The following is a 21071-nucleotide window of genomic DNA, read 5'->3' as shown; positions in this document are numbered from 1 at the left end:
TCACGTGCTCACCGCTTCGGGCGGTTGTCCACGATCCGCTTCATCTTGCCGACGGACCGCTCGATCCCGCCGGGTGCGACGACGTCCACCGCCACGGTGACGCCGATCGAGTTCTTGACCAGGCGCTTCAGCGCGTCGCCCGCGTCAGCGGCCGCGGCGTCCTCGCGGTGTTCCACCAGGACGGTCAGGTCGTCGAGGTGGCCCGTGCGGCTGAGCACGCACTGGAAGTGCGGGGACAGCGCGGGGACCTGGAGGATCAGCTCCTCGATCTGCGTCGGGAAGAGGTTCACGCCGCGCAGGATGATCATGTCGTCGGTGCGGCCGGTGATCTTCTCGATCCTGCGCATGGTCCTGGCCGTGCCCGGCAGCAGGCGGGTCAGGTCGCGGGTGCGGTAGCGGAGGATCGGCATCGCCTGCTTGGTCAGCGAGGTGAAGACCAGCTCGCCCTCCTCGCCGTCGGGCAGCACCTCGCCGGTGACCGGGTCGACGACCTCCGGGTAGAAGTGGTCCTCCCAGACGTGCAGGCCGTCCTTGGTCTCCACGCACTCGCTGGCCACGCCCGGCCCGATCACCTCGGACAGCCCGTAGATGTCGACGGCGTGCATGTCGAGGCGCCGCTCCATCTCGTGCCGCATGTCGTTCGTCCACGGCTCCGCGCCGAAGATGCCGGCCTTCAACGACGTCGAGCGCGGGTCGACGCCCTGGCGCTCCATCTCGTCGATGATCGAGAGCATGTACGACGGCGTCACCATGATGATGTCCGGCTCGAAGTCGCGGATCAGCTGCACCTGGCGCTCGGTCATGCCGCCGGACACCGGGACGACCGTGCAGCCCAGCAGCTCCGCGCCCGCGTGCGCGCCGAGCCCGCCGGTGAACAGGCCGTAGCCGTAGGCGTTGTGCAGGACGTGCCCTGCCCGGCCGCCCGCCGCGCGGATGCTGCGCGCCACGACCGCCGCCCACGTGTCCAGATCGGCCTTCGTGTAGCCGACGACAGTGGGCTTGCCGGTCGTTCCCGACGAGGCGTGCACGCGGGCGACCTCTTCGCGCGGAACGGCGAACATGCCGAACGGGTAGTTGTCGCGCAGGTCGGCCTTGGTCGTGAACGGCAGCTTCGCCAGGTCCGCCAGCGACTTCACGTCGTCCGGGTGCACGCCGTGCGCGTCGAGGGAGGCGCGGTAGTGCGGCACGTTCTCGTACGCGTGCCGGACCGACCACCGCAGCCGTTCGAGCTGCAACGCCCGCAGCTCGTCGATCGAGGCGGTCTCGATGGGCTCCAGATCACCCGGCTGCGGGCTCAGGTCCAGCATCAGCCCACGGTAGAGGACGGCCCGTTCACCGTGCCTTGCGGATCAGCCGGTGCGTGCGCCGGACCGCCGCGAGGCGTTCGTCGCCGTTCATCGCGAGGGCGCGCACCACCGGGTCGTCGGGGCCCCGCCGCTGCCGGATCTCGGCCAGCCTGCCGTGCACCGTCGTCGGGTGACCGTCCGGACCGGTGCTCATGTCGCAGTACCAGAGCGCGTCCCGCAGACGGCCGCGGTGGTCGGGGAACTCCCCCAGGCCGCCCGCGAGCCCGACCAGCTCGGCCACCGCCGCCGCGCCGGAGTGGTGCGCCACCAGGCTGCAGATCCGCTCGGGGACACCCGCCCGGCGCAGGTAGCGCGCCCCGTCCAACGAGTGCAGGCCCGTGTCCTTCAGCTCGGCGGCGTAGCCGATGTCGTGCACCCAGGCCGCGGCGACGAGCAGTTCGCGTTCCTCTTCCGGCAGGACGTGAGCCACTTGTTCGGCACGACGCGCGACACCGGCCGTGTGCGCCCATCGGCGCGGTAACTCGGCGGCGAGCAGACGACGTGCCGTGTTCCGCGCCCATCCGGACAGGACCGTTCCCGCCGCCGCCTCCACCGGGAACGCACGCGCCGATGCCCGCACCTCACGGGCCACGAACAACGGCACGTAGTCCTGCAGCCGCGCACGCCCGAAGCGTGCCCGCGCCCGTTCGATCCACTCGTGCACGAGGCTCGGCGGCACGTCGCCGAACTCGCGCACCAGCTGCGATTCCAGCCGCCGGATCCGGGCGTCCGCCTGGGTCAGAACCTCCGCCGTGGTGGTCACGCCCTCCACCGTAAGCCTTCGCGCAGCGAGTGCGGAGTGGCCTGCCCGCGATGTGGACGGCTCTCAGGCGCTGCCTCGCAGAACGGTCTGGGCCCACTCGTCGAAACCGGTGAGCGGCAGGCCCAGCTCCCTGGCGTACTCCGGGCGTCCCACCATGCCCGTCTCGTTCATCCGGTCGTGCCCGGCGCCCATCTCGGGCATCCCGGCCGCGTAGGCCTGCTCCACGGTCATGTCCGGCGCGGTGAGCTCGACGCCCAGCGCGCGGGAGAGCACCTCGGCGATCTCCGTCATCGACAGGTGGTCGCTCGCCAGCTCCAGTTCCACCCGGTCGAACTTCTCCGGGTCCGCGACGGCGGCGGCGACGGCCGTGCCGATGTCCGCGACCGCGACCAGGGACAGGCGGGTGGCGGGCTTCAGCATGCTGACCAGGCCTCCCTCGACGCCGCGCGGGAACAGGTACGCCGACGACGGCAGGAAGTTCTCCATGAAGAAACCGGGCTTGAGCAGCGTCCACCGCGGGAAGCCGGCCGCGCGGACCCGGTCCTGGACGGCGGCCTTGGAGTTCATGGACGCCTCCCTGATCGGGAACCGATCGTCCACGATCCGCGGGCCCGCGCCGTCGACCGTCGTCTGGACGAACTGCGGCACGCCGGCCTCCAGCGCGGCCTCGATCAGGTTCGTGGCCTGGGCGAGCTCCCCCGCGAAGTCGAAGCCGTCGCCGGTGAACGCGGGCATCTGCACGGAGAACACCGCACGCGCCCCCTTGGCCGCGCCGACGAGCGAGTCGCGGTCGTCCAGGTCGCCGGTGACGAGCTCGACCCCCAGGGCCGTGGCGCGGTCGGACTCCGGATCGCGGACCAACGCGCGCACAGGAACCCCCGCCGCCTTCAACGCCGCAACGGCGGCGCCTCCCTGTTTTCCGGTGGCTCCGGTGACCAGCACTGGTGCGGACATGACTCTCCTAGGTGAGGAACAGCAAAACGGCGGGGCCCGCCGTTTACGTGTTCGCTACGATATGGCGGGGCCCGCCGTTTATCAACCACGAGGTGACCATGACCGATCGCCAGCGCGCCGACGCCCGGCGCAACCACGAGCGGATCCTCGCCGTGGCCGAGCAGGAGGTCGCGGTGCACGGCGCGGGAGCGTCGCTGGAACAGATCGCGCGCGTCGCCGGGGTCGGGTCGGCGACGGTGCGGCGGCACTTCCCCACCCGTCAGGCACTGCTGGAAGCCGTGCTGTGGCAACGGATCGAGGTGCTGTGCGAGCGGGCCCGCGAACAGGCGGGAGCCGCGGACGGCCGGGAGGCGTTGCTGGCGTGGCTGGGCGACGTCGTCACGTACTGCGTCGCCGCGAAGGGACTGGCGACCGCGCTGGCCTTCGAGGGCGACCCGGTCCAGGGGAACTCCTGCGCGGCCGCGATCGAGGAGGCGGCCGAACCGTTGCTGCGCAGGGCGATCGCGGACGGGGCCGTCGCGGCGGACGTCACGGTCGTCGAGCTGGTCACGCTGATCGTCGGCATCGTGACGGTGACGGAACACCACCGCGACCCTGGCCCGGCTGCCGAGCGGCTGTTCGCGCTGACCGTGGCCGGGATCAGTCCCGTGCGCTGATCAGGCCGCCCTGAGCTCCCGGATCAGTTCGCGGACCGCGAGGGAGTGCCTGGCGGCGCTCGTGGTGACGTGGACCAGTCTGCGGGTCGGGCGGTCCGGGCCGAGGTCCACGGTCTCCACGCCCGGCGGCGGCGAGAGCAGCGTCAGCCGCGGCAGGATCGCCATGCCGATGCCCTGCGCCACCATGGACAGCACCACACTGTCGTCGGCCACGTCCAGCCTCCTGGGCGGCAGCCAGTCCTGCGTCGCCCACCAGTGCCGGGTGTAGGACGAGCAGTTCTCCGGCCAGTCGAGCAACGGCAGGGCGCGCGGGTCCGGATGGCCCGCCGGGTGCGCGAGCAGGTAGGGCTCGGTGAACAGCTCGCCGTGGTGCAGGCCGGGCAGTTCCGCGTTGTCGTCGAGGGTAGCGATGGCGAGGTCCGCGCGGCCGTCCGCCACCTCGCCCGCGGCGCCCCGGCCCAGTTCGGGCACGACCAGGACCTGGGGTTTCAGCGCGGGGAAACGGCTGGTCAACCGGTCGAGCACCGGGGGCAGCAGGTGCGCGGCGGCGGTGCGGAACGTCGCGACGCGCACCGGTCCGGAGATCGACCCGGCCGCCGCGTCCCTGGCCTCCGTGCGCAGGAGCTCCAGCTGGCGCAGGATCTGCCGGGCGTGCACGAGCGCCCGTCCCCCCGCGGGCGTCGGCCGGGCACCCGATCGGCCGCGCTCGAACAGCACCGCGCCCACCCGGCGTTCGCACTCCCGCACGGCGTACGAGACCGCGGACTGCGTGAGGCCCACCTCCCGCCCCGCCGCGGTGAAGCTGCCGGTGCGGTCCACGGCGATCAGCAGGCGCAGGTCGGACGGGCTCAGATCCACGGCTCCACTATCCATGAACCCCGCTCATGGAACCCGAAGATCGATCAACTTCGCGGGCTGCCCGTACCGGCCTGATGATCCTTACGTTCTCGCCATGAGCACCTTCCTCGCCGTCCGCCAGGTCCGCCGCCCGTCAGGCGCTCCCACCTCGGACGACTTCACCGTCGTCTCCGCACCACTCCCCTCCCTCGCCGACGGGCAGGTGCTGGTCGAGAACGTCTACCTGTCGGTTGACCCGTACATGCGGCAGCTGATGGACACCGGCGAGGCAGGGCTCGAGGGCCGCGCGATCGGACGGGTCGTCGAGTCGCGGTCGGCGGAGTTCCCGACCGGCACGACCGTGTTCCACCGCGCGGGATGGGCGACGCACGCGGTGGTCGGCGCCGCGGAGATCCGGCGCGTGCACCAGGCCGACGGTGTGCCGTTGAGCGCGTACCTCGGCGTGCTGGGCGGGACCGGGCTGACCGCGTTCGTCGGGCTGACCAGGATCGCCCGGCTGCAGCCCGGCGAGGACCTCTTCATCTCCGCCGCGGCGGGCGGGGTGGGTGGCGCGGCCGGGCAGATCGCCAGGCTGATGGGCGCCGGCCGGATCATCGGCAGCACCGGGTCGGCGGCCAAGGTGGCGCACCTCAAGGAGATCGGGTTCGACGCGGCGTTCGACCACCGCGCGGGCCCGGTCGGCGAGCAGCTCGCTCAGGCCACCCCGGACGGCATCGACGTCTACCTCGACAACGTCGGCGGCGACCACCTCGACGCCCGCGAGCCGTTCGAACGCTTCCTGGTCCCGTACCTCCAGAACGGCTCGGTGCGCGTCGACGAGACCGTGGTGGACGGGTTCGGCAACCTCGTCGACGCGTTCCTCGGCGTGCTGCGCGGGGACAACATCGGGAAGATGCTGGTCCGCGTGCAGTCCTAGGCCTGTAACGCCCTGATCGCGAGCGCGGCGAAGCGCCGGGACGCGGCGGCGCGGGTGGCCGTCGAGGTGGCGTGGATGCCGTTGTTGGCCATCAGCACGAGGATCAGGTCGTCCAGCACGAAGTCCGGGCGCAGGTGGCCCGAGCGCTTCGCCTTGCGGGCGAGCTTCGCGACGGACCTCAGGGTGCGCTCACGCCGTGCCGCGAAGTCGCCCGCGTGGGGGAAGTTCGAGGTGAACGCCGCGGTGAACCCACGGTCGTGGGCGTGCAGCTCGCAGATCCTCTCGATCACCGACTGGAAGCCCTGCCACGGATCCGGGTTCGCGAGGGCCTCCTCCACGATGAGCTCGCACGCCCGCATCCGGTCGGCGAACGCCTCGGTGGCGAGGAGCTCCTTGGTCGGAAAGTGGCGGTAGAGCGTCGCGGGTCCGACTCCGGCGCGACGGGCCACCTCGCGCATCGGCGCGTTCAGGCCGTCGGCGGCGAACACCTCCCGGGCAGCGTCCAGGATGTGTTCGCGGTTGTACTGGGCATCGGAACGCACGGTCCGAGACAAACGGTCGGCCACGCTCTCACTTTAGCCAAACGGACGGGGGCGTCCGTCTAGCTTCGGCGCCATGAGAGCTGTTGTGGTGCAGAGGTTCGGCAGTCCTGACGGGATGGCGGTCGTCGACCTGGCGGCCCCGGTTCCCGCGCGGCGGCAGGTGCTGGTCGACGTCGCGGCGATCGGCGTCGGCGGTGTCGACGCCGTGATCCGGCGCGGCGATCTCGCCTCCTACGGTTTCCGGGACGGGCACGTTCCCGGCGGAGAGGTCGCGGGCACGGTGACGGCGGTGGGCGACGAGGTGGACCGCTCCTGGCTCGGCCGCCGGGTGTGGGCGCCCACCGGCACCGGCGGCGGGTACGCCGAGCAGGCGGTCGCGCCCGCCAGCGAGATCGTCGAGCTTCCCGGGGACCTGTCGGCTGTTGACGCGGTGGCGCTCGGGAGTGCAGGGGTGGTGGCGCACTTCGGCCTCGCCCACGCCCGCTTCTCCCCCGGCGAGTCGGTGCTGGTGCGGGGCGCGTCGGGCAGTCTCGGCATCACGGCCGTCCAGCTCGCGGCGCTCGGGGGCGCCGGTGCGGTCGCGGTCACCACCTCCTCGGCCGCGCGCGGCGACCGGCTGCGCGCACTCGGCGCGACGCACGTGCTGGACCGTTCCGGCGCGGGCCCGGACTCCCCCGCCGGCTACGACGTCATCATCGACGTCGTGGCCGGGAAGGATCTCCCGTCGTTCCTCGGGTTGTTGAAACCCAACGGGCGGCTCGTCGTGGTCGGGGCGGTCGGCGGCATGCCACCGGACGACTTCGGCACCGTGCTCATGGCCGCGTTCCAGAAGTCGTTGTCGTTCGGGACCTTCAGCGCCGCCACTGTGTCCGAACAGGACAGACGCGCGGTGCGCGCCGAACAGTTCGCCGCTTCCGTCCGCGGCGAGCTGCGAACCGTGGTGCACGAACAGCTGCCGCTGGAGAAGGCCGCGCTGGCGCACCACAAGATGGACGCGGGCGAGGTCTTCGGCCGGATCGTGCTGAAGACTGCGATGCGCGGCAACGACTCCGTTGAGACAATGCGGTGATGCGGATCAAACACCAGGTCATCACCTTCGACGCGGCCGATCTCGGCCGGCAGAGCCGGTTCTGGGCGGGTGTGCTCGGCGGCAAGGTCGAGGAGGACGGCGACTGGCACATGGTGATGGTCGACGGCGCACCGCGCGTCGGCGTGCAGCTCGCGCCCGACCACACGCCGCCGGAGTGGCCGGACGGGCCGACCGAGCAGCAGATCCACCTCGACCTGTGGGTGGACGACTTCGCCGAGGCGCACGAGCAGGTCGTGGCGCTGGGCGCGACGGTGCTGAGGAAGGCGGCCGGAAACACCAGCGGGGACGACTTCCAGGTGTACGCCGACCCCGCCGGCCATCCCTTCTGCCTGTGCTGGCTGGTCGCCGAGCAACGCGGATGACCCGTTGGCCGCAAGGTCGCTGCGGCAGAAGATCCAATTTCCGGGCGGTGACATCCCCAGAGCCGCCGCGTGCGTCTTCTAGGCACGAGAGGCCGCGCTGCAGCGGCCTGCGGAAAACTGGGGTTCTCATTTGCGTGCTTTGATCCTCGGTGCCGCGGTCGTGCTGACCGCGGTACTGGCACCGGGTGCCGCCCAGGCGGTGCCACCGTCCAACGACGACTTCGCCGGTGCCACCGCGATCACCTCCCTGCCCTATTCGTCCACTGTGGACACCAGCGACGGCACGGCGGCGGACGACGACCCGTTCACCTGCTCCTGGAGCACCAGCAGCGTCTGGTTCCGTTACACCGCTCCCACCGACGGTTTCGTCAGGATGACCACGGACCGGGCGAACGACCAGAAGCCGGCCATCTCCGCCTACACCGGCGAACGCGGCGCGCTGACGTGGACGCCGGGCGCCTGCCAGTACCCGCACGGCGGCGGCTCCAACACGTTCGCGGTCACGGCGGGCACCACCTACCACTTCCTGGTGCAGGACACGCGGTTCGCCGGGCCCGTCACGTTCGGTCTCGAGCTCGTGCCCAGGGCCACCAACGACGACCTCGCGTCGGCCGCGGACCTGCGCCTGGACACCGAGGTCGCGGCCGACACCGGCCCCGCCACCCTCGAGGCAGGCGAGGCGAGGCCGACGTGCGACCGGTCCTCCACCCGTTCGCTGTGGTACCGCTACACCGCGGGCAGCGCCCTGTTCGTCTCGGCGAAGGTCACCCAGAACCTCAGCACCGCCGGCGTGGCCGTGTTCCGCGGTGCCGCGCTGACCGAGGTGGCTGCCGGCAGACCGCCCACGACCCGGCGATCTTCGCCGCTGTTCCTGGTGAGACCTACTACGTCCGGGTCTCGGACGGCGTCTACGGCGCGTCACCGCTGACGTTGCTGCTGGCCGAGGCGCCGCAGATCAAGCCCACCGCGTGGTGGGTGAGCCCGCAGCGCCCCGGCGTGTTCGACGAGGTGCGGTTCAGCATCGACCCCGGTGACCCGGCCGGCCGCTGGCTCGCGGGTGGCGAGGTCCGCTTCGGCGACGGCGCGTCCGCCCCGATCCCGGCGGTGCACGGCACGGCGGACGTCTCACACCGGTACGCCGCCGACGGCGAGTACGAGGTCACGATCACCGGGTACACCGCAGACGGTCGTTCTGGCTCCACCACCCAGAAGCTGAAGGTCGAGACGCACGACGTGACGGTGTCGAACGTCGCCGCGCCCGCGACCGCGAAGGTCGGCGAGACCGGGCAGGTCGACGTGTCCGTCACCACCACCCGTTACGCCGAGGACATCGTCGTCGACCTGCTTCGTCGCAGGTCCGACGGCTACCACACGGTCGTCGGCACGGCTCGCGGCCAGGTGGCGAAGGACGGCACGGTGACCCTGCCGTTCACGTACACCTACACGGCGGACGACGCGGCACTCGGCAAGGCAACGCTCAAGGCGCGCGTGCGCATCGACGGGCACGAGGACAACAACGCCGCCGACAACGAGCGCGTCGCGGAGACAACGGTCCAGTAGTTCCTGCTCGTCAGAAGCCGCAGCCCTCCGGCGACCAGTCGCGGGCGCTCGCGTTGCTGCCGTCGGCGCGCACGACCCGCACCTCGACGCACAACGTGCCCGACGCGGGCAGCTCGACCGACGGCACGGTGACGGTCCCGGTCTTCAGCTCGTCGTTGGTGCGCCAGGCGAACGTGTCGCCGGGCTGCGGTGACGGGTAGGTCCACGAGAAGCGGAGTGTCTGCGGGTTCACACGGGTCGCGGTGACCGCCGCGTTGCCGGTGGGCCCGCGCTCCGCCGTGTTCTCCGGCTGCGCGCCGGCCGTCATCTGCTGAGAACTGTTGCCCCGCAAGAGAAGCGCGCTCGTGACACCGACCACGGCCACCGCTCCGGCCACCCCGACGTACAACGGCCAGCGAGACCTGCCACGTACCGACGGACCTTCCTCACCCGCCGGAACGACGAGGGCCGCCAGCGCCGCGGTGGGAGCCGTCTCCTCGTGGATCCTCCGCAGCAGCCGGGCGAACTCCCCCGCCGACGCCGGACGCGCGCCGGGATCGGCGGACATCGCCTGGCGCAGCAGGGTTTCCAGCGACTGGGGCGCCCGCCCCGACGGCCGCGAGGCGCCGAGCAACACCCGTTGCTCGATCGCCGTGCGGGTGTTGTCGCCACGCGGCACCACGAACGGCGAGTGGCCGACCAGCAGATGCCACAACGTCGCGCCGAGCGAGAACACGTCCGCACGAACGGAGTGCGCCCCACTGCTGATCACCTCAGGCGCCGTCCACAACAGCCGGTCGCCGCCGGTGGTGCCGAAGTCGGTCAGGTACACCTGCCCCTGCGCGTCGCGCAGAACGTTGGCGGGCTTGACATCCCGGTGCACGACACCGGCCTGGTGCGCGGCCTGCAGTGCGTCCGCGACACCGATCCCGATCTCCAGCACCCGCGCGAACGGCAACGGTGCTGCCGCGGCCAGGTCGCCGTCCGGGAAGTACCTCATCACCAGGTAGGGCAACCCCGCCCTGGTCCGTCCGGCGCGGTGCACGCTCACGATGCCGGGATGCCCCAGCCCGGCCACCGTCCTGATCTCGGCGGCCCTCGGCGGGTCCACGAGCAGCTTGACCGCGACCTCGCCGTCGGCGCCGCGGTACAGATGAACGTTCTTGCCTAGCGGTCGGGCGTACCGGAAGCCGGGGATCTCCGGTAACTCCTCTGTCATTCGCCACCTCGTAGCCGGCGGCGCGGTCAGGTGGCCCCGCCCACCCGGCCGCGCCGGACACTCTGCCAGGGTTGGAATATTCCACCCCTGGCCGGACTGTCAACCGTCAAACCACCAGTTGAGACGCGGCGGTCGCATCCACCGCGCGATCAGCGCAGGTGGAAGGCGTTCACCGAGGCGGTCGACGAAATGGCTCACACGGCGAAGACCGGCGTGAGGAAGCGTTGAACGGACGAAGTGACGGGCGCCCTGTCCGGGCGCCCGCCTTCACCTCAGTGCCGGCCCCAGCCAGGAACGGTGCCGTCGATCGCCACCTCGAACTGGTCGTACTTCGCCATCAGCGTGAGCAGCTCGTCCTCGGTGGGCTTGTTGCCGTCCGCGTACATCTCGGCGAGGCCACGGAAGTACTCCTCGCGGTTGAGCGCGGGGGTGAAGATGATGAGCATCGTGGCCTGGTCCTGGTACGGGTTGTGGAACCCGTGCGAGACGCCCATCGGGACGTTGACGTAGGTGCCCGGCGGCGCGGCGAACGACTTGCCGTCGAGGTGCAGCTCGACCATGCCGCTGAGGACGTAGAACGCCTCCAGCTGTTCGTTGTGGACGTGCGGCGAGGCGCCGGGTGCTCCCGCGGCCATGCGGTGCTCGTACAGACCGAGCCTGCCGTCCGTCTCGCTGCCCCTGGCCTTGAAGGTGGTGTGCGTGGTGGTACCGATCTGCACCGACTCGCCTTCGCCGGGAAGCAGGATGTTGGACACTTGCGTCATGTCTGTTCACTCCTCGTTGATGGCTGCGTGCGTCTCGCCGCTGTGAGTCGACGTGTCTTCCTGGTTGAACCACGAGAGGTACCGCTCGCCCGTGTCCGGGAAGACGGTGACCAGGTTCTTGCCCGCGTATTCCGGTCGTGCGGCCAGCACCCGGCAGGCGTGCGCGGCCGCGCCGGAGGAGACGCCGACCAGCAGCCCCGCCGTCCTGGCCAGCTCGCGTGCCGTGTTGTAGGCGTCGTCGTTGGACACCGTGAGGACCTCGTCGATCAGGTCGACGTCGGTGGTCGGCGCGACGAAACCGCCGTTGAGGCCGGGGATGCGGTGCAGGCCGCCCCATCCCTGGCTGAGCACGGGTGATCCCTCCGGCTCGACCGCGACCACGCGGACGGCCGGGTTGCGTTCCTTCAGGTACTTCGCGGTGCCGCTGAGCGTGCCGCCGGTGCCGACGCCGCAGACGAAGACGTCCACCTCGCCGTCGGTGTCGTTCCAGATCTCCGGGCCGGTGGTGGCGTAGTGCGCCGCCACGTTGTCGGGGTTCTCGTGCTGGCAGGCGAACCACGAGCCCGGCCGTTCGCGGTAGATCTCCTCGGCCTTGGCGATCGCGGCGACGTACCCCTCCTGGTAGGGCGTCAGCACGATCTCCGCGCCGAACGCGCGCAGCAGCTGGATGCGTTCGCTGGTCGCGCTGTCGGGCAGCACGATCACGCACTTGTAGCCGCGCGCGGCGGCGATGGCGGCCATGGAGATGCCCGTGTTGCCCGACGTCGCCTCGACGATGGTGCCCGAGCCCCTGGTGAGGTCGCCGCGTTCCTCCGCGCCGTTGATCATGTAGAGCGCGGCGCGGTCCTTGACGCTGGACAGGGGGTTGGCCATCTCCAGCTTGGCGTGGAGGTGCGCGGTCGTCACGCCGAGGTCGAGCCGGACGGTGGGTGTGCCGCCGATCAGGTCCACGAGCGACTGGGCGGGCGGTCGTTTGGTGAGGGGCTGACTGACTCGGGTGTTCACGCGCACTCCGATCGGTTAGTTGTCACCAGGTGGGGAACACGGCCTGAGCACCCTTGTGCCGCGGTGCGGGGATGGGGTGCCGGGCCCTGGCCGCCTTCACGACGCCGCGGGTGGACTTGAGCGCCGGCACGGAGAACGGCGCCAGCACCCGCGAGTCCGCAGGCACGTCCCTGATGACGAGCGCCTGGGCACCCACCACCGAGTCGTGGCCGATGGTGACCGGTCCGAGGATCGTCGCGTTGGCACCGACGACGACCCGGTCGCCGAGCTTCGGGTGCCGCCGGGAGCCCTCGGGCCGCTGGTTGTCGTGCCACCAGCCGACTGCGCCGAGCGTCACCTGGTGGAAGATCGTCACGTCGTCGCCGATGATCACCGTCTCGCCGATCACGACGCCGGCGCCGTGGTCGATGAAGAACCCGCGGCCGATCTTCGCGCCGGGATGGATCTCGATGCCGCCGGTCAGCAGCCTCGCGATGACCATGACGAACCGGGCGCTGCGCCGGTGACCCCGCAGGTGCAACCAGTGCGAGACTCGGTGTCCCCAGATCGCGATGACCGTCGGGTGCAGCAACGCCTCGCTTCGAGACGCGATCGACGGGTCGCGGTCGAGGACCATGTCCAGGTCGGCGGTGATCACGTGGAGCAGCGCCCTGGCGTTCACCGGACCGCTCCCGCGGTCTCCTTCTCCTTGCGCAGCTGCCCGACCCTGTTCTCCGCGTAGGCCACGCCGACGAGCACCACCAGGCCACCGGCCAGGAGGTTCCACGTCACGTGTTCACCGAGGAACAGCACGCTGACGAGCACCGCGAACACCGGCACCACGTAGTTGACCGCGGACGCCGTGGTGGCGCCGACGTCACCGATGAGGCGGAAGTACAGCACGTACGCCAACCCGGTGCTGAGCAGTCCGAGCAGCACGATGCTCAACGTCACCGGCGCGGTGAAGTCGGGCGTGCGCCAGGCGAGGAACGGCGTCACGAGCGCCTGCAGCACGGCGGCCGCCACGAGCTGCGACGCGGCCAGCGACAACGGCGCGAGGCCGAGCGGCGAGAGGTACTTGCGCACGTACACGAAGCCGATCGCGTAGCTGACGGCAGCGCCGAAGCAGGCCAGCCGCCCGCTGAGCGAGCCGAGCGACTCGTGCCACGGCCCGATCAGCAGCACCACGCCGATGAAGCCGAGCGCCAGTCCGACGGCCTTGCGTGAAGTAGCGCGTTCCGTTGGCAACGCGGCTGTCGCCAGTGCCAGCGTCAGCAGCGGTGTGGCGCCGATGAGCACGCCCGCGATGCCGGCCCCGGTGGTCTTCTCGCCGTAGGACAGCAGGAGGAACGGGATCACGTTGCCGAACAGGCCGGCGGCCGCGATGTGGCCCCACACCTGGACGGACCTCGGCAGCGCGACCTTGCGGATGGCCGCGATCGAGAGGAGCACGGCCGCGCCCAGGATGAGTCTGCTGAGTACGAGTTGTCCCGGTGTCAGGCCTTCGAGGGACACCTTGATGAAGGTGAAGCTGCTTCCCCACAGCAGCGCCAGCAGCAGGAAGCGCGCGACGGATGCCTTGTCCATTGCTTCTCGATTCGGGTCATCTGTCAGTAGTCGTTTGGATACTTCAGCAGGGTGTGCTCGGGGCGTACTAGAGCGAGACGCTCGCACGGGCAACCATTCGCGCCGCCCGACTGGTAGTAGCGGTGACGGACAGAGTTGAAAGGCCGTGAAGTGGTGCGTTCACCTGAGGGGTTCGAGGAGTTCGTGGCGGTCACGTCGCCACGGCTGCTGCGAATGGCTTTTCTGCTGACGCGGGACATGGGGCACGCGGAGGACCTGCTGCAGACGGCGCTCGCCAAGGCGTGGCGCGCGTGGCATCGCGTGGACGGCGATCCGGAGCCGTACGTGCGCCGGATCATCGTGACGTCCCACGCGACCTGGTGGCGGCGCAAGTGGAGAAGCGAGGAACCGTCAGGGGAGCTGCCGGAACGACCGGGCGAGTCGCCACAGGACGTGGTGGACGAGCGCGAGTGGCTCTGGCAGGCGCTGGGCCGGTTGCCCCGCAGGCAGCGCGCCGTGCTGGTGCTGCGGTTCTACGAGGACCTCACCGAGGCGCAGGTGGCCGGGCTGCTCGGCTGCTCCGTCGGCACGGTCAAGAGCCAGGCGAGCAAGGCGCTCGCGAAGCTGCGGCTCGACGACACGATCACGTTCGAAGGTGTGTGGCGATGAACCTGAGCGACCTCACCGAGGTGCTGCGCGACCGCGCCGAGCTCCCCGACTCCTCGCACGAGGCACGCATGGCCGGTGTGCGGGCGAGGGTGTCCGCCGCGAAACGCCGCCGGGCCGTCCTCGCCGTCGCGGGTGTCGTGCTCGCGCTCGTCGGCATCGTCTACGCGGTGCTCCCCCGCGTCGAGCAGCCCGAACCCGCCGTGCCGCCGCGCAGCCTGCCGGAGTACGTGGACGGCACGCGGATCATCGCCCAGGCGTGGGGCGACCTTCCGTCGACCAGCGTCACCACTCAGTTCGTGCCGAAGTCGCTGGACTTCGTGGTGTTCACCAGGTGCGAGACGGCGCCGGACGTCAGCGTGACCGTCTCCGTGTTCATCAACGGCCACCTGCTGACGGAGGACAACGGCTGCGGGGGCTGGACGAAGATGCAGGGCTGGAGCGGTTTCGAGATCGAGGCGGGGAAGCCGTCCGTCATCACCTTGAACGCGCGCGGAACCTCGCCGAGGGGCGCGTTCGCCGTCGGGATCGGTGAGCCGGTGCCGGTGAGCGAGTACCCTTTCCCGCCGCGCCCGCAGACGCTGGAGACGTTCCCCCCGGATTTCCCTCAGACGGTCAAGCTGCGGTCCGACCAGGCAGACCCGTTGCGGCAGAAGGACTTCACCATCGAATGGCCCGGCAGCACCGACATGCGGGCGCGGATGAACACTCCCGGCAGGATGCGGGTGCTCGTCAACGGCGTCCAGGTCCTCGACTTCTCGCACTGGACCTACGCGACGGACGGCATGCTGATCGCCCCCATGGACTGGAAGGACTACGGGGTCAACGCCGTGAAGGGGCAGACAGTCAAGATCACCGTCATCCCCGAGAGGGTCACGGGCGAGTGGGAGGTGGCGCTCACTCCTCGTCCTCGGTGAGGATCCGCGTCTGCTCGCGCAGCACGCCGATCGTGCTCGCCACCCAGTCGGCGATCACCGCCTGCTCGGCGGGCGTGTAGCGATCGGTCAGCTCGGCCATCGCCTTGGCCAGGCCCGCGAAGGTGTCGCCGAACGCGCCGGGGACCGCCGTGATCACCAGCCGGCGGCGGTCCTGCTCGTCCGGCTCGCGGCGGGCCAGCCCGGCGCGCGCGAGGCGGTCGACGACCCCCGTGACCGCGCCGGGGGTCAGGCCGATCTCCCTGGCCAGCTCCCCCGCGGACACCGAACCCGCGCCCATGATCACGGCCAGCGCGCGCTGGTCGACGGCCGTCACCCCGAGTCTCGCCCCCACTGCCTCGTGGAACGCCACCACAGCGGTGCTCAGTTCACGTCCGGCGTCTCGACCTTCCACGCCGCCACTTTATCTCAGTCGACATTTCAGTACACTGAACTAAATTGTTCAGTCAACTGAAGTATCGAGGGGGAACCATGAGCGAGCTGAAGCTGGCACTCGAGGTGCCGAGATGGACCTGGCGCTGCTACACCCGCCACCTCGCTCTGGTGGTGGGACTGTCGCTGGTCGCGTCGGTCCAGCGGCTGGTCACCGTGAACTGGACCGAGGAGATCGACCCCGTCCTCGCGACGGCCTCCGAGGTCGTCGTGCTCGCCGCCCGCCTCCTCCTGGTGGTGCTGGTGTGGAGGATCGCCGTGGCAGGCCTGACGCTGCGCTGGAGTGCCGGGCGCGAGTTCGCGCGCCGGCACTGGCGCAGCCTGGTGTGGCAGGCCGTCTTCCTCGGCGTGGCGTTCGCCGTGTTCGAGGTGCTGGCCGAACACGTGGTGTCGGCGCTGCTCCCCCAGTCCGCCAGGCAGACCTACCTGGCCGTCCTGCTGTTCCTGAAGAACCCCACCGTCGTGGCGCTGACGCTCATCTGGTGGATCGGGGTCGTCCGGCAGGTGTTCCGGTCGGACTCGCTGGTCACTGCGTGACGGCCATCCGCGCCCGTGCCACCGAACGCAGGGTGCGGCTGCGGCCGATCCCGGTGTGCTCGAAGGGAACCAGCATCATCTCGTCCGCGCCGAGGCGGTCCGCGAGGTCGTGCACGCCCTGCAGCACGGTCTCCGGGCCGCCGCGGATCACCTGGGCGTCGTCGAGCGCCTGCCCGGCGAGGTAGCGCAGGCGGGTCTCGATGACGTCGCCCTCGCGGCGCTGGACCTCGTGCAGGGCAACGGCCATCGCTTCTTCTTCCGCCAGCTCATCGGTCTCCGTGCAGACGACGTTGACCGAGGCGATGACGTACGGGCGTTCGCCCTGGAACTCCGCGCGGTAGCGGTCGACCGCGGCCGGGCGGGCCTTGGTGGCGCCGAGGTGGTGGCCGTAGACGAAGGGCAGGCCGCGTTCGGCGGCGATGCGGGCGCCGTTCTCGCTGGCGCCCAGCACGTACAGCTCGGGCGGGTCGCTGACGTGCGGCGACATCTCCAGCGACTCGAAGTCGTGGCCGGCTGGCCACTGGTGGTGCAGGAAGCCGGCGAGCTCGTCGATCAGGGCCGGGAAGTCGGCGGTGGCACGCGGCTGCCGGTGCAGTGCGCGGTCCAGCACGGTGCTCGCGGTGTTGCCGCCCGACGAACGGCCGACGCCCAGGTCGACGCGACCGTGGTGCAGGGCCTGCAGGACGGCGAACTGCTCGGCGACGACCAGCGGCGCGTGGTTGGGCAGCATGACCCCGCCGGAACCGATGCGCAACGAGGTGGTCGCGGCGGCGATGTAGGCCAGCAGGACCGCGGGGGAACTGCCCGCCGTCGCCGGCGCCGCGTGGTGCTCGGCCACCCAGAAGCGGTGGTAGCCGTGCTGTTCCGCGGTCCTGGCGACCTCGACGACGTCCCGCAGCGACTGTTCCGGCGTGCGGCCGGGGCCGACCACGGCCAGGTCGAGCACCGACAGTTCCATGTGTGGTCTCCCTGATGGTTAGTGAGTCGGCACGAGAAGGGTGAGCAGGGCGAGCGCACCGAGGCAGACGGCGAAGAGTCCCGCGGTGGCAGCGAAGCTGAGGTGGGCGAGCACGACGCCGGCCGCCAGCGGGCCGAGTGGCTGCAGGATCTGGGCGGCGAACCCGCTGGCCGCCGTCACCCTGCCGTAGATCTCCTCCGGCACGGCCTTCGCCATGATCGTGGCGAGCACCGCCCCGATCAGCGGGGTGAGCAGGCACAGGGCGGAGAACGCCGCGGCGAACGGGATGGTGCCGCCGCCCGACCAGGCGACGACGAGCAACGCCGTGGCGAGCACCGGGCCCACCATCAGCACGGCGCGCAACGACAACCTGCGGGCGGCGTACGGCACGACGAGCGATCCGGCCAGACCGGCGAGCGCGGCCGTGCTCATCGCGACACCGACGGCCGCCGCGCCACCCGGCTGCCCGGCCGCGCCGAGGATCACGGCGTAGCTGAGCGCGGAGAAGACCAGGTTCAGCAGTGCGAAGTAGACGGACGACATGCGCAGGAACCGGTCCCTGACAACGTATCGCCAGCCCGCCATCACCTCGGGCCAGAACTTCTCCCTGACCGGAGCGCTTGCCGGGGCCGGTGACCGCGCCAGCAGGAACACGCACCAGGCGGACACCGCGAACGTGAGTGCGTTGGCGGCGAAGGGGATCCACGGCGACACGGCGATCAGCACCCCGGCGACGGCGGGCGCCGCGATGCTCGCCCCGTACATCCGTGCCTGGTTCAGCGACACCGCGTGGCCGAGCTGGTCCGCGGGAACGACCCTGCGCACCACCTTGTTCTGCGCCGGCCGGAACGCCTCCACCGCCACGGCGGACACGACCACCACGATCAGCGCGACCCACAACGGCAACCGGCCCGCCAGCAGCCACGCGGTCGCGACGACGACCACCGCGAGCCTCGCGAGATCGCTCAGCAGCATCAGCGCCCGCGAGTCGTAGCGGTCCGCGAGATACCCGGACGGCACCCGGACGACCAGGCCGACCACCAGGATCACCGTGCCGATCAGGCCCGCCTCCGCCGGACCGTACCCGGCGGCCAGCAGGACCAGCGGCAACGCCAGTCCCGCCATCGCCGAGCCGAAGTCCGACAGCGCCTGCCCGACCCACAGCAACCGGAACTCCCGGTTGCGCCGCAACGGTGTCCCGACGGCCGGGTCCTCGACCGCGGTCATCGCGGATCCGCCAGCAGGTCGTCGAGCACGAAGTTCAGGTTGGTCCTGGCGCCGGGTGCCGTACGGCGGAACCGGTCGAGGAAGATCGCCACACCGGCCGAGCCCGAGGCGAGGTCACCGCTCTCCCGCAGGGTCTGCTCGCCGGGGAAGACCACGCCTTCAGGGCGTTCGGTGGCGCTGCACAACACCGCGACGGCCGCGCGTTCCGCGTCGCCGAGCAGCTCGGGGTCGCCGAGGAACTCGTAGGCGTCGAGCAGCGTGTTGCCCATGCCCGCGACGCCGTGGAAGAGCTGCGGGAAGACGACGTACTTGCGTCGCACGTCCGGCAGCAGCTGCTCGACGCGGTCCCGCCAGCGGCCGGTCACCTGCTGGTAGCGCAACGCCGTGGTGAGGATTCCGGCGGTGCCCTCGTCCCAGTAGCTGCGCAGGACCGTCGTCGGAGTGTCCTCTGTGGACACGACCGGCGGGAACGTGAACAGGCCGCTGGGCGTGTACTCGCCGTGCGACAGGTCGAACTCCAGCGCGGCCTCCCCCAGCGCCAGCACGGCCTCGTCTCCGGTGGCCGCGTGCAGCGCGAGCAGGAACATCGCCACGCCGGAAGCGCCGTAGCCGTAGCCGATCGGGATGTCGCCCTCCGGTCCCGGCCAGTGCGCGCGGTCGCCATCGCGCACGGCGGTCTCGGCGAGGTGCGCGCCGATGCTCACCGCGCGGTCCAGGAACTCCCCAAGACCGGTATCGCGCCACAACCTCAGCAGCGCCATGCCGTGCCCGGCCGCGCCGATCAGCACACCCGGTTCGGTGAGCAGCAACGGGTGGCCCGCGCTGCCGCGCATCGTGGCGACGGCGAGATCGCGGTAACCCATCGCGGACTGCGCCCAGGCGACCCCGGCCGTGCCGTAGTACAGCCCCGGCGGGATCGACGGGTGCGCGGTCGGGCGTTGCAGCGCCCAGCCGAGCAGATGGTCGGGGACGCTGCCGCGGATCGTGTGCAACGCGTACAGCGAGCCGTAGGCGCCGTGCGCCAACGAGAGCGGGTTGGTCTCGAAGACCAGCAGGTCCGCCGGGAACAGCCGGTCCTCGCGCTGCGGGGTCGCCGTGGTCAGCAGGTAGTCCGCGACGCCTTCGAGGGTCTCGTCGATCCGCTTGTGCAGCCGGGTGCTCGCGGCCTTCTCCGGCACCACCGGCACGGCCAGCGGGGGCGGCTGCCGCCATGCGGTGCCGAACGGCAGGTCCTCGATGCGCCGGCGCACCACCGCGGCGTCGGGCAGTTCGGCGTTCTCGTCGTACAGATCGCTGATCAGCGACACCAGCTCGGCGGGCAGGTCGAGGTCGGCCGCCGCCTCCGCGAACAGCCGCCGCGGCACGTCCTGCTCCATGACGTCGGCCTGCTGGCACATCAGCACGCAGGACAGGATCACGCCGCCCAGCGCGTAGTAGTCGGTCCTGCGGTCCCCGATGCGGCTGGTCAGGCTCCTGCGCGTGACCATGCCCGGCGTGCTCAGCCCGGCGCCGGAGTCGCGTCCCTCGTGGAACGCCGACTCCAGGTCGATGATCCGGATCCGGTCGCCGGGCATCACGATGATGTTCGTCGGTGACAGGTCGCCGAGCACGATGCCGCGCTCGTGGCAGGCCGCGATCGCGTCCGCGATCTGCACCCACAGATCGCGGAACCGCGAGTAGTAGTCGGTGAGCCTGCCGGGCGTCGGGTCGAGGCCGTAGACCGGGTTCTCGGTGATGCTCAGCCGGCCGATCGGCGTGCCGGGCAGGAACTCCTCGGCGAGGTACGCGTGCTCCCACTGGGTGAAGTACGAGATCGGGCGGACGAACAGGCCGGTGTCCGCGAGCTCGGTGAGCAGGTCGTACTCGTGGCGCAGCAGCTTCACGGCGTCGACACCGGCCGGGCCGACCTCGACGCCGGGACGTGCCTCGCGCAGCACGACGTCGGCACCCGTCTCGGTGTCGTAGCCCTTGTACACGCCGCCGCGGTTGCTCTGCAGCAGCGCGGTCTCCACGACGAACCGGCCGCCGGCCAGCGCGGTCTTCTTCTCGCCGCCCGGCTTGGCGGCGGGCTGCGGGAACGGGTCCGTCGCCCACTCCGGCACCGTCCAATAAGGATTGCGGATGTCCGGTACCCGCGTGCCGTCCGGAGCGTTGATCATCAGTTCCTGGATGCCGCTCACCCGCAACCGGAAGAAGCTGCGGAACCCGCCGTAGCGGTAGTACACGACCCTGGATCCGGGGAACCTGCGGTCGGACAGCAGGTACGGGCCGTCGAAGCCCGTGAGAGCGTCGGTCAGCGCCTGGCCGACCGCGTGGAACTCGGCGTCGTCGACCGGGTAGACCGTGATGAACTTCCCGCTGGAGCCGCGGGGGAACGACTTGCCGTTCGCCTCCTGCACCGCGGCCGGGTCCATCAGGAACTTGAACCTGACGCCCGCGTCCAGCAGCACCGGCAACGCCGCCCGCAGCACCTCGGCCGAGTTGCGCGAGGTCGCGGAGACGTGCAGTTTCCAGCCCTGGCCCGGCATCGGCACGTCCGGCGGCTCCGCGATGATCCAGTGCCCGCGCCGGCGCAGCTGCCAGTCACCGGGCATGACGGCGCGGTACTCGCGGAAGTGCTCCGCGGCCGGCGCGCGCTGGGTGAAGTCCTCGAACCACCGCGGGTGGTGCATCATGTAGGACACCACCGTCTCCCAGCCGACCTGCATCGCTCTCCTCCGTTCGAGTGGTGGGTCCTCGGGGATGCTGCGTGGCCCA

23 protein-coding genes are annotated in these 21071 nt (G+C 70.9%); 9 read left to right on the top strand and 14 right to left on the bottom strand.

Going from position 1 to position 21071, the window contains the following annotated elements; all coding sequences use genetic code 11:
* Positions 1–8: 8 nt before the first annotated feature.
* The 3 genes from paaK to ACSHWB_RS34300 form a co-directional block, all read right to left on the bottom strand.
* Entirely contained in the window at positions 9–1307 is a 1299-nt protein-coding gene (gene paaK, locus ACSHWB_RS34310; RefSeq protein WP_439657442.1) for a phenylacetate--CoA ligase PaaK, read from the bottom strand.
* 25 nt (positions 1308–1332) lie between these two features.
* Positions 1333–2109 carry an HD domain-containing protein gene (locus ACSHWB_RS34305; protein WP_439657441.1) on the bottom strand — a complete coding sequence of 259 codons (777 nt, stop codon included), beginning with the start codon at positions 2107–2109 and terminating at the stop codon, positions 1333–1335.
* 63 nt (positions 2110–2172) lie between these two features.
* Entirely contained in the window at positions 2173–3063 is an 891-nt protein-coding gene (locus tag ACSHWB_RS34300; protein ID WP_439657440.1) for an NmrA family NAD(P)-binding protein, read from the bottom strand.
* A gap of 98 nt (positions 3064–3161) precedes the next feature.
* Here ACSHWB_RS34300 and ACSHWB_RS34295 point away from each other — a divergent pair, with 98 nt between their 5' ends.
* Positions 3162–3719: a TetR/AcrR family transcriptional regulator gene (locus ACSHWB_RS34295; protein WP_439657439.1), complete on the top strand. Its 558-nt coding sequence runs from the start codon at positions 3162–3164 to the stop codon at positions 3717–3719.
* On the opposite strand, the gene ACSHWB_RS34290 is transcribed toward ACSHWB_RS34295, so the two are convergent.
* A complete protein-coding gene (locus tag ACSHWB_RS34290; RefSeq protein WP_439657438.1) occupies positions 3720–4577 on the bottom strand; it encodes a LysR family transcriptional regulator in 858 nt (285 codons plus the stop codon).
* A 94-nt stretch (positions 4578–4671) separates the two neighbouring features.
* Here ACSHWB_RS34290 and ACSHWB_RS34285 point away from each other — a divergent pair, with 94 nt between their 5' ends.
* Positions 4672–5493, top strand: a complete 822-nt coding sequence (locus ACSHWB_RS34285; protein WP_439657437.1) for a zinc-binding dehydrogenase — start codon at positions 4672–4674, stop codon at positions 5491–5493.
* On the opposite strand, the gene ACSHWB_RS34280 is transcribed toward ACSHWB_RS34285, so the two are convergent.
* Positions 5490–6059: a TetR/AcrR family transcriptional regulator gene (locus tag ACSHWB_RS34280; protein WP_439657436.1), complete on the bottom strand. Its 570-nt coding sequence runs from the start codon at positions 6057–6059 to the stop codon at positions 5490–5492. The genes ACSHWB_RS34285 and ACSHWB_RS34280 overlap by 4 nt on opposite strands.
* A gap of 49 nt (positions 6060–6108) precedes the next feature.
* On the opposite strand from ACSHWB_RS34280, the gene ACSHWB_RS34275 reads away from it, so the two are divergent.
* The 4 genes from ACSHWB_RS34275 to ACSHWB_RS34260 all read left to right on the top strand — a co-directional run bounded on the left by ACSHWB_RS34275 (position 6109) and on the right by ACSHWB_RS34260 (position 9047).
* Positions 6109–7104: a zinc-binding dehydrogenase gene (locus ACSHWB_RS34275; protein ID WP_439657435.1), complete on the top strand. Its 996-nt coding sequence runs from the start codon at positions 6109–6111 to the stop codon at positions 7102–7104.
* Entirely contained in the window at positions 7104–7487 is a 384-nt protein-coding gene (locus ACSHWB_RS34270; RefSeq protein WP_439657434.1) for a VOC family protein, read from the top strand. Before ACSHWB_RS34275 ends, ACSHWB_RS34270 begins: the two co-directional genes overlap by 1 nt.
* Positions 7488–7617: 130 nt before the next feature.
* Positions 7618–8415 carry a hypothetical protein gene (locus ACSHWB_RS34265; protein ID WP_439657433.1) on the top strand — a complete coding sequence of 266 codons (798 nt, stop codon included), beginning with the start codon at positions 7618–7620 and terminating at the stop codon, positions 8413–8415.
* 2 nt (positions 8416–8417) lie between these two features.
* A complete protein-coding gene (locus ACSHWB_RS34260; RefSeq protein ID WP_439657432.1) occupies positions 8418–9047 on the top strand; it encodes a PKD domain-containing protein in 630 nt (209 codons plus the stop codon).
* A gap of 10 nt (positions 9048–9057) precedes the next feature.
* Here ACSHWB_RS34260 and ACSHWB_RS34255 read toward each other — a convergent pair whose 3' ends face one another.
* The 5 genes from ACSHWB_RS34255 to ACSHWB_RS34235 form a co-directional block, all read right to left on the bottom strand.
* Positions 9058–10245, bottom strand: coding sequence for a serine/threonine-protein kinase (locus ACSHWB_RS34255; RefSeq protein ID WP_439657431.1), 1188 nt, complete (start codon positions 10243–10245; stop codon positions 9058–9060).
* A 272-nt stretch (positions 10246–10517) separates the two neighbouring features.
* Positions 10518–11009, bottom strand: a complete 492-nt coding sequence (locus tag ACSHWB_RS34250; protein WP_093601519.1) for a cupin domain-containing protein — start codon at positions 11007–11009, stop codon at positions 10518–10520.
* Positions 11010–11015: 6 nt separating this feature from the next.
* Positions 11016–12014, bottom strand: coding sequence for a cysteine synthase A (gene cysK, locus ACSHWB_RS34245; RefSeq protein WP_439657430.1), 999 nt, complete (start codon positions 12012–12014; stop codon positions 11016–11018).
* A 22-nt stretch (positions 12015–12036) separates the two neighbouring features.
* Positions 12037–12675, bottom strand: coding sequence for a serine O-acetyltransferase EpsC (epsC, locus tag ACSHWB_RS34240; protein ID WP_439657429.1), 639 nt, complete (start codon positions 12673–12675; stop codon positions 12037–12039).
* Complete coding sequence (locus tag ACSHWB_RS34235; protein ID WP_439657428.1) at positions 12672–13580, bottom strand: DMT family transporter; 909 nt, start codon at positions 13578–13580, stop codon at positions 12672–12674. Before ACSHWB_RS34235 ends, epsC begins: the two co-directional genes overlap by 4 nt.
* 153 nt (positions 13581–13733) lie before the next feature.
* On the opposite strand from ACSHWB_RS34235, the gene ACSHWB_RS34230 reads away from it, so the two are divergent.
* Positions 13734–14228 carry a SigE family RNA polymerase sigma factor gene (locus ACSHWB_RS34230; protein WP_439657427.1) on the top strand — a complete coding sequence of 165 codons (495 nt, stop codon included), beginning with the start codon at positions 13734–13736 and terminating at the stop codon, positions 14226–14228.
* Complete coding sequence (locus ACSHWB_RS34225; RefSeq protein WP_439657426.1) at positions 14225–15142, top strand: hypothetical protein; 918 nt, start codon at positions 14225–14227, stop codon at positions 15140–15142. Before ACSHWB_RS34230 ends, ACSHWB_RS34225 begins: the two co-directional genes overlap by 4 nt.
* Here the strand turns inward: ACSHWB_RS34225 and ACSHWB_RS34220 are convergent.
* Positions 15123–15554 carry a MarR family winged helix-turn-helix transcriptional regulator gene (locus tag ACSHWB_RS34220; RefSeq protein ID WP_439657425.1) on the bottom strand — a complete coding sequence of 144 codons (432 nt, stop codon included), beginning with the start codon at positions 15552–15554 and terminating at the stop codon, positions 15123–15125. The genes ACSHWB_RS34225 and ACSHWB_RS34220 overlap by 20 nt on opposite strands.
* 77 nt (positions 15555–15631) lie before the next feature.
* On the opposite strand from ACSHWB_RS34220, the gene ACSHWB_RS34215 reads away from it, so the two are divergent.
* Positions 15632–16129: a hypothetical protein gene (locus ACSHWB_RS34215; protein WP_439657424.1), complete on the top strand. Its 498-nt coding sequence runs from the start codon at positions 15632–15634 to the stop codon at positions 16127–16129.
* On the opposite strand, the gene ACSHWB_RS34210 is transcribed toward ACSHWB_RS34215, so the two are convergent.
* The 3 genes from ACSHWB_RS34210 to lanKC are packed head-to-tail and all read right to left on the bottom strand — an operon-like array spanning position 16119 to position 21022.
* The gene (locus ACSHWB_RS34210; protein WP_439657423.1) at positions 16119–17087 is read right to left on the bottom strand and encodes an MsnO8 family LLM class oxidoreductase; all 969 of its coding nucleotides are present in this window, start codon (positions 17085–17087) and stop codon (positions 16119–16121) included. The two genes, ACSHWB_RS34215 and ACSHWB_RS34210, sit on opposite strands and share 11 nt — an antisense overlap.
* An 18-nt stretch (positions 17088–17105) precedes the next feature.
* A complete protein-coding gene (locus ACSHWB_RS34205; protein WP_439657422.1) occupies positions 17106–18314 on the bottom strand; it encodes an MFS transporter in 1209 nt (402 codons plus the stop codon).
* Positions 18311–21022 (bottom strand): class III lanthionine synthetase LanKC, encoded by a 2712-nt coding sequence (gene lanKC, locus ACSHWB_RS34200; protein WP_439657421.1) that lies wholly within the window; start codon positions 21020–21022, stop codon positions 18311–18313. The genes ACSHWB_RS34205 and lanKC overlap by 4 nt, the downstream gene beginning before the upstream one ends.
* Positions 21023–21071: the final 49 nt, after the last annotated feature.

It is taken from the genome of Lentzea sp. HUAS TT2, from assembly GCF_051853195.1.
Taxonomy (GTDB): domain Bacteria; phylum Actinomycetota; class Actinomycetes; order Mycobacteriales; family Pseudonocardiaceae; genus Lentzea.
This window is presented reverse-complemented; position numbering and strand designations above follow the sequence as displayed.